Source organism: Rummeliibacillus sp. POC4, from assembly GCF_003576525.1.
Taxonomy (GTDB): domain Bacteria; phylum Bacillota; class Bacilli; order Bacillales_A; family Planococcaceae; genus Rummeliibacillus.
In genome coordinates, this window is the sequence record NZ_QWUA01000007.1 from 1 (window position 1) to 13,442 (window position 13,442).

General features: G+C 34.1%; 13 protein-coding genes. 9 read left to right on the top strand and 4 right to left on the bottom strand.

Annotated elements, in window-relative coordinates:
• The first annotated feature begins 656 nt into the window (after positions 1-656).
• From spxA to pepF, 4 genes are all read left to right on the top strand, one after another.
• Positions 657-1,052: a transcriptional regulator SpxA gene (spxA, locus tag D1606_RS03630; RefSeq protein WP_119414758.1), complete on the top strand. Its 396-nt coding sequence runs from the start codon at positions 657-659 to the stop codon at positions 1,050-1,052.
• Between the two features lie 383 nt (positions 1,053-1,435).
• Positions 1,436-2,089: an adaptor protein MecA gene (gene mecA, locus D1606_RS03635; protein WP_119414653.1), complete on the top strand. Its 654-nt coding sequence runs from the start codon at positions 1,436-1,438 to the stop codon at positions 2,087-2,089.
• Positions 2,090-2,360: 271 nt separating this feature from the next.
• Entirely contained in the window at positions 2,361-3,464 is a 1,104-nt protein-coding gene (locus D1606_RS03640; protein WP_119414654.1) for a competence protein CoiA, read from the top strand.
• 64 nt (positions 3,465-3,528) lie between these two features.
• Positions 3,529-5,346 carry an oligoendopeptidase F gene (gene pepF / locus D1606_RS03645; protein WP_119414655.1) on the top strand — a complete coding sequence of 606 codons (1,818 nt, stop codon included), beginning with the start codon at positions 3,529-3,531 and terminating at the stop codon, positions 5,344-5,346.
• Positions 5,347-5,909: 563 nt separating this feature from the next.
• On the opposite strand, the gene D1606_RS03650 is transcribed toward pepF, so the two are convergent.
• The 4 genes from D1606_RS03650 to D1606_RS03665 all read right to left on the bottom strand — a co-directional run bounded on the left by D1606_RS03650 (position 5,910) and on the right by D1606_RS03665 (position 8,782).
• The gene (locus D1606_RS03650) at positions 5,910-6,728 is read right to left on the bottom strand and encodes a DsbA family protein (protein ID WP_119414656.1); all 819 of its coding nucleotides are present in this window, start codon (positions 6,726-6,728) and stop codon (positions 5,910-5,912) included.
• Positions 6,725-7,123 (bottom strand): globin domain-containing protein, encoded by a 399-nt coding sequence (locus D1606_RS03655; protein WP_119414657.1) that lies wholly within the window; start codon positions 7,121-7,123, stop codon positions 6,725-6,727. Before D1606_RS03655 ends, D1606_RS03650 begins: the two co-directional genes overlap by 4 nt.
• A 201-nt stretch (positions 7,124-7,324) precedes the next feature.
• Positions 7,325-8,188, bottom strand: a complete 864-nt coding sequence (locus D1606_RS03660) for a lytic transglycosylase domain-containing protein (protein ID WP_119414658.1) — start codon at positions 8,186-8,188, stop codon at positions 7,325-7,327.
• Entirely contained in the window at positions 8,189-8,782 is a 594-nt protein-coding gene (locus tag D1606_RS03665) for a CYTH domain-containing protein (protein ID WP_119414659.1), read from the bottom strand.
• Between the two features lie 209 nt (positions 8,783-8,991).
• Between D1606_RS03665 and D1606_RS03670 the strand changes: the two genes are divergently transcribed.
• The 5 genes from D1606_RS03670 (at position 8,992) to mgtE (ending at position 13,415) form a co-directional block, all read left to right on the top strand.
• Positions 8,992-9,381, top strand: a complete 390-nt coding sequence (locus D1606_RS03670; RefSeq protein WP_119414660.1) for a UPF0738 family protein — start codon at positions 8,992-8,994, stop codon at positions 9,379-9,381.
• Between the two features lie 21 nt (positions 9,382-9,402).
• The gene (gene yjbM, locus D1606_RS03675; protein WP_119414661.1) at positions 9,403-10,083 is read left to right on the top strand and encodes a GTP diphosphokinase; all 681 of its coding nucleotides are present in this window, start codon (positions 9,403-9,405) and stop codon (positions 10,081-10,083) included.
• The gene (locus D1606_RS03680) at positions 10,080-10,886 is read left to right on the top strand and encodes an NAD kinase (RefSeq protein ID WP_119414662.1); all 807 of its coding nucleotides are present in this window, start codon (positions 10,080-10,082) and stop codon (positions 10,884-10,886) included. The genes yjbM and D1606_RS03680 overlap by 4 nt, the downstream gene beginning before the upstream one ends.
• Complete coding sequence (locus D1606_RS03685) at positions 10,886-11,785, top strand: RluA family pseudouridine synthase (protein ID WP_119414759.1); 900 nt, start codon at positions 10,886-10,888, stop codon at positions 11,783-11,785. Before D1606_RS03680 ends, D1606_RS03685 begins: the two co-directional genes overlap by 1 nt.
• 256 nt (positions 11,786-12,041) lie before the next feature.
• Entirely contained in the window at positions 12,042-13,415 is a 1,374-nt protein-coding gene (gene mgtE / locus D1606_RS03690; RefSeq protein WP_119414663.1) for a magnesium transporter, read from the top strand.
• Positions 13,416-13,442: the final 27 nt, after the last annotated feature.

Consider the following 13,442-nt stretch of genomic DNA (forward strand, 5'->3'; position numbering starts at 1 on the left):
CGTCTTTGCAAAAGGGATTTTCTGCGACGAAGCTAGCGAAGCGATGCAGGAGCACACGGTTTTTAGTGACGAGGAGATTGAAGCCAAGCCCGCGGAAAGCGCCATCTGGAACGGAACACAGAAAATAATATTACGATGAGTTATTAAAGGTTAAAAATATTAAAAAGAAAATCCGAACAAATGTGAAGCACTAAATAGAATTTCACATTATTGTTCGGATTTTTAATTAGCTAAAGCTCTTTTGTCTCAGCCTCTTTTCATTTTTTAAATTGATTTGTCCACCTAAACATTATAAAAAATCAAAAAAATGAAACCTTTTTTCGAAATGAATCGTATGTATATTTAGAAGATTATCTATTTTCAATTTCGTGTTTCTAAATGAGAATAATTTTATTTTTTTCTCAGTGATTAAAGTTTAATGTTTTTGGCTATAGTAATATTGTAAGTGAGAATTGAGCCTGATAAATAATATAAAATGCTTATTGTTATAGAAATAAAAGACATAAATCAATTGAAATTATTTCTTTTTTGTGTATATCCAAATGAGAAAATATGTTGTATAATGATGTTAGACTTCTTTATTAGAGTAATTCTAATTTAAAAATAGATAAATGTTTATATAATTACTTACTATTTGAAAGGGTGTGTTTGATATGATGGTTACATTATTTACATCACCAAGTTGTACTTCATGTAGAAAAGCAAAAGCGTGGTTGGAAGAACATGAGATTCCTTATAAAGAACGTAACATTTTTGCTGAGCCTCTAAGTATTAGTGAAATTAAAGAAATCTTACGAATGACTGAAGATGGAACAGACGAAATTATCTCTACTCGTTCTAAAATTTTCCAAAAGCTAAAAGTGGATTTAGAATCTCTTCCATTACAAAAATTATATGAATTAATTCAAGAAAATCCAGGGCTATTGCGTCGTCCAATTATTTTAGATGAAAAACGTCTTCAAGTTGGTTATAACGAGGATGAAATTAGACGTTTCTTACCAAGGAAAGTACGTGCTTACCAATTACAAGAAGCCCAAAAAATGGTGAACTAATCGTATAGTTGGAGAATATATGTACAAGCTAAGCTAGAGCTCCCGAAAAGGCTGGGGTTTTAGCTTTTTTATTTAGTCTGATCAATTTTGAAGTTGAACATAGCTGAAAAGTATGTTTAGGATGAAGAAAATTACCTCTGTGTCAACTTATATTTTATAGCAGTATGGTAATATGAAATAAGTAACATTAATTTTTCTGAAGCTTTTATCAACATACTCTATTATATTTCATATACTATTGTTATTTCCTAAGATTTATTCTTTTCATTTTTCGTCATCTCGTCATACAATAGTAAGAGACGCTGTTTATATGGTACACCTTCAAGAATCTGGCTAACAGACAAATCTTTTTTAGAAGTAGTGACCGGAGGGAGTTGTGTAATATGGATATGGAACGCATTAATGAGAATACACTAAAACTCTTCATTTCTTATCTTGACATTGAAGAACGCGGTTTCACGAAAGATGAAATATGGTATAACCGAGAAAAAGGCGAAGAACTATTCTGGGTAATGATGGAAGAGATTAATGACGATATAGATTTTGAAATGGACGGTCCATTATGGATTCAAGTTGTAGCAAAAGAAAACGGACTTGAATTAACAGTCACTACTGCCAAATTGAACTCGGATGGATTACTAGACCTGCCTTCAAATTTAGAAGATAAAAGAAAGTTTTTTGAAAATGCCTTTAGTGGTGTGGACATAAAACCAGATGAGTTTAATGAATTTTTTGGTGAATCAGATGAAATCTTCGATGGCTATACGTTCGAACTAAACCAATTTGATGATATTATTGATATAGCCTACAGAATGCCGAAAGAGGCCGATTTTGACAATTCTTTATATGAAATGGACGGAAAGTTTTACTTGCATGTCGAATTTGATGAAGATTGTTTAATGGGAGATTTAGAGAATTATCTAAGTGTTATTTCAGAATTTGCAGATGAAGCGGATAAGACAATCCATGTATTAGAAGAGTATGGAAAAGTAATAATGGAAGAAAATTGCTTTGAAAATGTCCGAAAATATTTTTAAATGAAAAATTGAACTCAATGGGTAAAAAGAATAACAATACTTGTTTATCGGTATGCAAATATAACCAATGAGTTTCTGCAGTATAAATACAATAGAAGCTATTAGAAAATGGATTAATTCATTTTCAAATAGCTTCTTTTTTTAATCGAAAAAGTGCATTCTTATACACTATTGATAGAATCTTCACTTTGTTTGCAAAATAGAGAGATTATTCATAAAATTTAATAGAGGGGGTGATTATATTTTAACAGCGATTAATGATCAAAAACGGATGATCACATTAACTAGAAATATAGAATATGACGAATTAATAGAATTGAGGAGGAGAGAGAAGTTTTATTGTCCGCAGTGTCAGGAGCCATTACTGATGAGAATAGGACAAGTTGTAATCCCACATTTTGCTCATCAAAAGAACAGTAAGTGTAAAGGGTTGTTTTCAGAAGGTGAAACAACTACACATTTATTAGGAAAGCAGTTATTATACGAAAAGTTTCGAAAACTGAACTTGAACGTTCAACTTGAACCTTATTTAAAAGAATTAGCACAACGCCCAGATTTGCTAATTGAATATAACGCCATGAAATATGCAGTTGAGTTTCAATGTAGTACGATTCCTATCCCCAAAATGGAATCTCGTACAGAAGGCTATTTGAAAGAAGATATAATTCCTATTTGGATTTTACAAACCCCAAAAGACAAACAACCTTATCGAAATGGTATACAACTACTTAAAATTTCCCCATTTAAACAGCGGTTTATCACATATACCCAAGACGATGCACATATGATGACTTTTAATCCCGAAGCTGAGTCTTTTGTTTATTTTTCTCATTTAGTCCCACTTGGAGGATATCGTTTTATAGGCAACGTACAGCATTTATCATTAGATGCACAACATTTCCCTTTTTTAACTGCGAAACAACTATCGGAATCTGATTTTCAAATCTATTGGCAATTATGGAAGCAAGAAAGAAAACTATTTTTGAGCCGACGGTTATTGCTGAGTAAAAAGGGTGTACAGGATCCATTTTTACGCGCATGTTATTTTCTCCGTATTCAAGCTGAAAAGTTGCCTTTGTTTATAGGAATCCCTGTTGCAAAGAATATCCATTTTTCTGTAGTGGATGCAGAATGGCAATTACTTTGGCTCATGTTTCTAGTAGAGAAGGGAGAACAGTTCACTTTTCTTTCCACGAGAACGATTTACGAATTTAGTAAAAGATATCCTACATTATTTTTGAATCATGAGGCTGAGCAATCAGTGAAAAATTACAATTTTATACTAAGAAATTTAGGCATAACATGTATGCAAAGTAAATTCAATGAAAAAATACTATTAAAGCTTATATATGACCAATTTCTTGCAAAGCGTTAAGAAAATTGAGAAAATATGAGAGTACTCATTTTATAGGAACAAATTAAATTTGGGAGGTCATATTATGGCTGAAAATCAACAAACAAAAGTATTAACAAGAGAGGAGGTACCAACTGAACTTACTTGGAAATTAGAAGATATTTTCGAAACAGATGCTGAATGGGAAAAAGCCTATAAAGAAATTAGCGAACTAGGTAAAGAAGCTGCTACTTTTCAAGGTACGATCAAAGATGGTGCGGAAGCTTTGTTAAAAGTACTTCGTTTCCGCGACGATGTATATCTTAAATTAGGCAAGCTCTATGCATATTCTCATATGCGTAATGACCAAGATACAACTAATTCTACTTATCAAGCAATGGATAGCCGTGCCCAAACATTATATGCTCAAATCTCAACAAGTCTATCATTCTTAACACCTGAAATTTTATCATTAGACGAAGCTGTTATAGATAGTTACTTAAAAGAAAATGAAGAGCTTCAATTATATAAACAAGAAATTGAAGAAATCAATAAAGAACGACCTCACATATTACCAGCTGAACAAGAAGCATTACTGTCTCAAATGTCAGAAGTGACAAGTGCTTCATCTAACACATTTAGTATGTTAAATAATGCAGATTTAGAGTTCCCAAATATTAAAGACGAAGATGGTAACGAAGTACCATTAACACACGGAAACTATGTTCACTTCCTAGAAAGTAAAGATCGTTCTGTACGTGAAGAAGCATTCCATGCAATGTATGGTACTTATGGCAGTTTCAAAAATACATTTGCTGCTACACTATCAGGAAATGTTAAAGCACATAATGTTAGTGCTCGTATCCGTCATTATGATTCTGCTCGTCAAGCTGCGATGTCAGCAAATAGTATTCCTGAAAAAGTGTACGATCAACTAATTGAAACGATTCATCAATATTTACCTTTAATGCATCGTTATATTTCATTGCGCAAGAAAATTCTTGGTGTTGATGAATTGCATATGTGGGATGTTTATACACCACTTGTACCAGAATCTAAAATTGATATGACATATGAAGAAGCAAAAGGTCATATGTTAAAAGCTTTAAGTGTAATGGGTGATGATTATGTAGGGATTATTAAAAAGGCACTTGAAGACCGCTGGGTAGACGTATTAGAAAGTAAAGGAAAACGTAGTGGCGCTTATTCATCAGGTTCATATGGTACAAATCCATATATATTATTGAACTGGCAAAATAACTTAGATAATCTCTTCACGCTTGTTCATGAATTTGGACATAGCGTTCACAGTTACTATACTCGAAATAACCAACCGTTTGTCTACGGCGATTATTCTATTTTTGTTGCAGAAGTAGCTTCTACTTGTAACGAAGAGTTATTAAATGATTATTTGTTAAAAACAATTGATGATCCTAAAACAAGAATTTACATTTTGAATCATTGGTTGGAAGGATTCCGCGGTACAATTATTCGTCAAACAATGTTTGCTGAGTTTGAACATATCATTCATGAGATGGATCAAAAAGGGGAAGCACTTACTGCTGAAAGTATGACTAAAGTGTACTATGATTTAAATAAGCTATACTTTGGCGAAGATATGGTAGTAGACGATGAAATCGGCTTAGAATGGGCACGTATTCCTCACTTCTACTACAATTATTATGTATATCAATACGCAACAGGTAAGAGCGCAGCAATTGCTCTAAGTTCACAAATCCTTTCTGAAGGTAATACAGCTGTAGAACGTTATATTAATAAGTTCTTAAAAGCTGGTTGCTCGGATTATCCTATTAATGTGTTGAAAGCAGCTGGGGTAGATATGGAATCTGCTTCTCCAATCGTTGAAGCTTGTAAAGTATTTGAACGTAATCTAGATGAACTTGAAAAACTATTAGCTGAATAAGAAAATTTATATGAGGGGTGTTCCATAAGTCGAAAACTTGTGGGCACCCCTTCTTCTATACTAAATATTTACTATGTATAATAATGCTGCTCCGTGATGGACCAATGCATCCTCGGCACATAGGTTGTGGCTTAAATATGAGTCTCGAAATAAGTAGTTCGACCTATGACTTATATTAATTGACAATTACATGACATTTTATACATAAAAAAATTGATTTTCCATTGTAATCGCTTACTATATGACAACTTTGTGAATATAAGCTTGAAACGTTGATATAAGAGTATATTCATGCTAAAGTGTAGATGTGAAATAAATCACAAACAAACATACACCCCTTTGTTTGAACGTGAACATTTCTCCCATCCCCTTTGTGAAAAGAAGCATCTCCCGTAGAGGTGCTTCTTTTGTTTTTTATCGAAAGATGACATAGTAACTATACGTGAGAAGAAGAACTTCTAATATCGTATAGTTTATGATATATAAAACACCAAAGGGAAATTGCATAGTGCAATTTCCCTTAATTATTGGGTTGAGCTATATCAACCTTGGAATTTAATGATTTATTTTAAACGCCAGAGCGATAATTCATCACAGTTTACTCGATCAAGTTTTTGTTGGAGCATTTTTTTCTTAAGTTCGCGTTCGGCTGTATTCAGAGAGATATTATAAATAGCAGCAACTTCTTTAGTTGTTAAAGTATGATAGCGATGGAATAGATCTTCTACTGAAGGTGGCTGTTGACAAACCAACTTTTCATCAAGTAATTCTTCTAAAATTCTTTCATAAACTTCATAGGAATAAGAACCAGAAACTTTTAATCCAGCATCTTCTATATTTTCATTGAAGAATACAAAACTCGGTACTTCTTCGACTTCCATTTCACGAGTAATACATAAATCACTTTGGAAAGCACGGGATGCTTCTATTGAAAGAAAGTCAGATTGGAATTCTTCAATATCTAAGCCGGTTTCGATAGCAATTTCTTGTAATGTACTACATTGGCAGACATTCTTTGTATCAATCAAAGCGTATTCTTGAAGTTTCATCATATAGCGATATCCTGCTTTTTTTCCTTGTAGTTCAGCAGCTTTTACTGCAATTGAAGGAAGGACAGGATGAGCAACATCGACAAGATCCTCATGAGACTCACAACTATTAATACGTTGGCAAGCTGTGTTCAAAGAGTTGAGTTCAGTGCTCAAAACAATTCGAAGTGAAAAGTATTGACCGTAACTTATCTGCAATTGACGAATTAATGACTGAAGTTCCCAACTACCACGAGATAACAAATCCATGAAAACATAGAGTTCAATGGGTTTGCTTAAAGTAGTAGATGGAGATACTACAGGCTTTTCGGCTAGATAGTGAATATTGTTCACTCTAAAACCTCCTCGTCATCCGGAGAGTTAATCATATGATGCGCTGTAAGGACAAGACGTTTATAATAAATTTCACGGAATTTACCTTCTAAACCTACCTCATCCATTGCCTCGGACATACACTCTAACCATGCTTGCGCACGTTCTGGTGTAACTTTAAATGGCATATGTCGTGCTTTTAGCATTGGATGACCATGCTCTTCTGTATAAATATTCGGGCCACCTAAATATTGTGTCTGAAATTGCTTTTGTTTTCGAGCTGTTTCAGTTAAATCTTCAGGAAATATAGGCTTTAGCTTCGGATTTTTAGCGACTTTGGAATAGAAAATATCAATTAATTTATTAAGTTTTTCTTTACCAATTTCCTCATAAGGAATGATAGGTTTTTGCGTCATAGATGATTCTCCTTTGCTTTAGCTGTAATTCTATTTTAGCAACCTCTATGTATTTTCTCAAACAAATCACTCGGTCTCTATTTTAAATTTCATATTTTATGATGAAAAAAGCCAATAATTGTCGCATTTAGAGCCATTCTAAAAAATAAAAATAATGGATGGGTAGATGCGAAGTTATTGGCAATTTTAAAAATTATGTTATTAAGCTTTGTATGTACTCATAATATTATTAACGTAATTTTGAGTTTCTTTAAATGGTGGAATACCACCGTATTTTGTTACGTTACCAGGTCCGGCATTATAGGCAGCTAACATTAAATTGTAGTTTCCGTTAAATTTGTTCGATAGTTGCTTTAAATATTTGGTGCCTCCCATAATATTTTGCTCGGCATCATATACGTTGCTAACACCTAAGTATTTGGCTGTGGCAGGCATTAGTTGCATCAATCCACCAGCACCAGCTGAGCTTGTTGCATTATTATTAAATCCTGATTCTTGTTTAATAACGGATTTGATCAACTTTTCAGGTATACCATATGTTTCGGATGCTTTTTTTATAATTGCATCATAATTTGTATTAGATGATACACTTTTCGTTCCCACTTGCGGGTTTATAGTACTGCTTGTTAGGTTGTTGTAATTGTTCACATAATTACTCAATACAGATGAAGGGGTATAAACAGGCGATGTACCATTATAATAAAGCGAATTATTTGTAGTAGCAGGTGCACTACTTAAACTATTTAAGATTTGACTATAATTTGAGTATGCTGAGCTACCACTGCCAAGTAACTGGCTATAGTTACTTGAAGAACCACTGTTAAATAAGTTCCCATTTAGTCCATTACTTAAAAGTTGCATTAAATTAGTTGCATCATTACTATTTGAAAGAGCATTTGTTAAGCCAAGCATTTGCGTTGCACTTGCTGAATTAGATGATGTCAATTGCGACAACATTTGTGCAAATACGTCAGATGTTGAGGAAGTTGCATTATTTGTTGCGCTAGTGTCATAAGAATTGGTGCTCTGTAATGCTTGAAGTTGTGCTAATGATTGAATATCCATCTATAAACCTCGTTTCTTCTTCACGACGCTCATAAAACGAGCAATTTTTTTGTCAGCTGGTCTACGTGGTATCGAATGGAGTGCTAGGAAACGGTCAAAAATCACTTTCCCAGTTTCCTCATTTAAAACCTCATATTCTAACTCGTAATCATCCGTTCCAGCATATTGGGAATGGTCGAATACTAATAGACCGCCTTCATATTTTATTTCGGCACGTTTTGTTTGGAGTGTACCCAAAATTTTTAAATCGTGTGGATCTATTGCCAATGCTTGTAGTCTACCCTCTACTTCATGTGCATGAAGGACAGAATCACCAGACAAAATAGATTGAACTTCTTTTTTTGAAAGTAAATCGGTTGTTTCTGTTAAGCCAATCCCAATTGCGGGTTCTTTTAATGTACACTCGAAACGATCTTGAACTTCACGGATTCGTAGACCGGATTTTAAATTTTTTAGCGCAAAATCTTTGGTATCAAAATAATGATTTGTTTGAGAATGAAAATTTTCATCGGTTAGATTAAATGTAGTGCAAAGACGTGAAAATTCCTCTTTTGTTAACATGTTTTTAAATTCAATTTCTAATTGTTGGGTCATTTTAGGACACCCTTTCTATTTATGAATTATAAAGGAATTTTATAACAAATTGCAATGTACAGCCAGCCCGTATTATTGGACAGTAAATCGCTGTTATATGTAGTTTCACTTTAAATTGAAAATACATGACAAATATCCTGAAAAAATGATTAGATTTGAATAAGCCTATGATAAAATAGATAGCAGATTCACAGAAAGGAAGATTGACTTTGCGTAAAACTTATATAGTCGAAAAAGGAACACTTCAAGATTCACATATCTATTTTGAGTTACAAAATCCAAAAGACCAAGTGGAAAATTGGCAAGCCTCAGGTCGTATAATTGTTGATTCAGATGAATTGGCATTTATTTATTTAATGGATGAGGAAACTGAGTATAGTTATGTGAAATTTCCACAATCAGTTTGGCCATTATTAGTAGAAACGTTACAATCAAAAGCAATTCCTATGTTAAAATGTGGAACTGAGGCGATTGAATTGGTCAACTTTCAGGATGAATTACAATCACTTATATATAATATTGAAGGTAACTATAATTATGGAGAGGTTTTTACAAGTACAGTCGAAGAAACCTTTGCAGAACTATTAAGTGAAGCCTAAATTTTGTTAGGGGGACTTATCATGGGACAATGGGATCGCTTTTTACAGCCCTATAAGCAAGCAGTGGACGAACTAAAAATAAAATTAAAAGGGATACGTGCGCAATTCGAAAAATCGAACACGACATCACCTATAGAATTTGTCACTGGACGAGTAAAACCACTTGCGAGTATTTATGATAAGACATTAGAAAAAGGATTAGTATTTGAGCCATCGGATACACTTGCACATGAATTACAAGATATTGCAGGGGTTCGTATTATGTGCCAGTTTGTAGATGACATACCAACTGTTATTGAATTACTAAGACAACGAAATGATTTACATATCATTGAGGAAAAAGACTATATCACAAATGTTAAAAAGAGTGGATATCGGTCTTATCATATGATTATTGAATACCCTGTTGGGACAATTCAAGGAGAAAAAGTGATTTTAGCAGAAATTCAAATTCGCACCCTTGCGATGAATTTCTGGGCATCGATTGAACATTCATTGAATTATAAATATAAAGGTGTATTTCCTAAGGAAATAAAAAATCGTCTGCAAAGTGCGGCAGAAGCAGCATTTAAACTCGACGAAGAGATGTCTGAAATACGAGAAGAAATCAGGGAAGCACAACAATATTTCACAGAATATAAAGAAGCTTCAAAACCTAAAGTACGCCAAAATCATCCGAAAGGGGACAGAGAGTACCAATGAGATTCGCTATTCAATCCCGCAATGACCCATTGTCTAACGAACTAATGGAATGTGCTACGAACTATTTAACTGATTTTGGCTTAGAAGTTGATGAAGAAAAACCGGACATCGTACTATCTATTGGAGGTGATGGAACGTTATTACATGCGTTCCACCGCTATACCCATATGCTATCTGAAGTTGCATTTGTCGGAATTCATACAGGTCATCTTGGCTTCTATGCAGATTGGAAACCAAGTGAAATTGAAAAACTAGTCATTTCAATTGCAAAAGGTGAGTTTAAAGTTATTGAATATCCATTATTAGAAGTGAAGATTAACTATCAAAATAGCGATGATTGTTATACCTATCTGGCTTTAAATGAATCCACTGTTAAATCACCTGAAGTTACACTCGTAATGGATGTTGAACTAAATGGTCGCCCATTTGAAAGATTTCGTGGAGATGGCCTTTGTATATCAACACCTTCGGGTAGTACAGCTTATAACAAAGCATTAGGCGGAGCCATCTTACATCCATCATTGCAAGCATTACAACTTACGGAAATGGCTTCGATTAATAACCGTGTTTTCAGAACGGTAGGTTCCTCTCTTGTTTTGCCTGCACATCATAAATGTATCCTCAAACCGGTAAAAGCAGAAGACTTTATGGTAACTGTGGATCATGTGCAATTGTTGCATAAAAATGTAAAGTCAATTCAATATCGCGTTGCCAAAGAAAAGATACGTTTTGCTCGCTTTAAAGCTTTCCCGTTCTGGCAACGTGTTCATGATTCCTTTATCGATAGTGATTTGAAAGATTGATGCAAGATTTACGATATCGTTTAACCTTTACTGCACAAAAAGAGCAACAATTATTAAGGGAAGCATTGGCTGATATAGGCGTTTCAAAAAGAGCGTTAACAGCGATTAAATTTCAAGGTGGAGCATTACTTGTGAATGGAAAAGAGCAGAATGTACGTTTTCCTTTGAATATAGGAGATGAAGTTACAGTTATTTTTCCTATGGAGGAAATCAGTGATGGACTGCTTCCTGAAAGTGGAGAATTAGCTATAAAATACGAGGATGATGTATTACTCATTTTGGAAAAGCCACCCTATCAAAGTACAATTCCTTCACATGATCATCCAACAGGTAGCATCGCTAACTTTGTAGCAGCACATTTAAAAGAGCAACAAATTCGTTCTACTGTGCATGTAGTTACTAGATTAGATAGAGATACATCAGGGCTAATGTGTATAGCAAAACATCGTCATATCCATCATTTAATGAGTGAAGCGCAAAAGAAACGTGAGATTCATCGAACATATGAAGCGCTCGTACACGGGGAAATATCTGAAGACTTTCTTCAAATAATTGCTCCCATTGGGAGAAAAGACGGAAGCATTATTGAAAGAGAAGTAAGAGAAGACGGTAAGTTTGCACATACAGATGTACAAGTACTCAATCGATATCGTATTCATGGTGAAGATATAAGTCATGTAAGATTGAACTTGCACACAGGACGTACGCACCAAATTAGAGTACACATGGCTTCTATTGGTCATCCGTTATTGGGAGACGATTTATATGGTGGTAAAAGAGAGTTAGTAGCAAGACAAGCATTGCATTGTGTAGAACTCGAACTGCTACATCCACTAAATGGTCAGACTTTAAAATGGACAAGCGAATTTCCTGAAGATATAAGGCGAATATACGAATGATTATAGGTTAACCTGATTTGGGTGTTGTCTTTAAGTAGACAACGCCTTTTCTATTTTTATTATTTAATATAAAGTTTTTACTTTTAAATGTATTTCCTAGGGAATGAAGAAAATGTTATTTGAGTATAAGTAACATCTAATGTTACTATTTAAGTTGTAACAATATATTTTAAAAAATAATTGTCCTTATGTAATGTTCGAATTATTATTATAAGGTGTCCTAAAAAATATAAACGTCGAGAGGAGGGGACAATGCATGATAGACGAAGCAAAAAAAGATGAAGTACAATTTGATGAAGAGCAATTACGTGGGTTATTACAAACTGATTCGCCAACAACTTTTAGAGATCAATATTTGTCACTTCATCCGTATGATCAGGCACAGTTTTATGAGAAGGTGGAACCTGATATACGACAGATTATTTATCAGTATTTGTCCCCAAAAGAGATGGCTGAGATTTTCGAAGCTCTTGATCTTGATGATAACGAATATAAAGGTTTCTTGGAAGAAATGTCACCGGATTATGCTGCAGTAATGATAGCAGAAATGTATACAGATGATGCGGTCGATGTATTAAATGAATTAGATAAGGATCAAATCAGTCATTTCCTTCAAATAATGGATAACGAATCTGCACAAGATATAAAAGACTTGTTACATTATGAAGAATATACAGCTGGTTCGATTATGACAACTGAATATGTTGCAATTCCTGAAAACTCTACCGTAAGATCTGCGATGACTATTCTACGTAATGCAGCACCTGAAGCGGAAACGATTTACTATATTTTTGTGGTCGATGATACGAATCATCTGACAGGTGTAATCTCATTACGTGACCTAATTATTGCAGAAGAAGACACACTGATTCATGAAATTATGAACGAACGCGTCGTTAGTGTAAATGTGACCGATGACCAGGAAGATGTTGCACAAATTATGAAAGACTACAATTTCTTGGCTGTTCCAGTTATCAATTCTAAAAATGAAATGTTAGGGATTATTACTGTCGATGATATTATTGATGTTATTGATGAAGAAGCATCGGAAGACTATTCTAAACTGGCTGGGGTATCTGATATGGATAATTTTGATACCAATCCATTTGCAGCAGCAAAAAAACGATTGCCTTGGCTTGTTGTTCTATTGTTTTTAGGAATGCTAACAGCTAATTTAATAGATTTATTCACAGGGACGCTTGAAAAGGTAGCATTGCTTGCAGCATTTATCCCATTAATCGGTGGTACGTCAGGAAATAGCGGAACACAGGCATTAGCCGTTGCGGTTCGAGGTATTGCAACAGGGGATGTGGAAGAACAGAGTAAGCTTAAGTTAATATTCCGTGAATTAGTTACGGGAATGATTATGGGTCTTGTGTGTGGTGTCGTCGCTTTTTGTATTGTATATTTTTGGCAGCATACTTTATTATTAGGCATACTAGTTGGTGTAGCAATCTGTTGTTCTATTGTCGTCGCAACTTTGGCAGGCTCATTTATTCCATTATTGATGCATCGTTTGAATATAGACCCAGCAGTTGCGTCGGGACCATTTATCACAACTTTGAATGACATAACAAGTATCGTCATTTATCTTGGAATTGCTACAATGTTTATAAACCATCTAATGTGAAACATTTTGAAAATCGGGCATAGTATA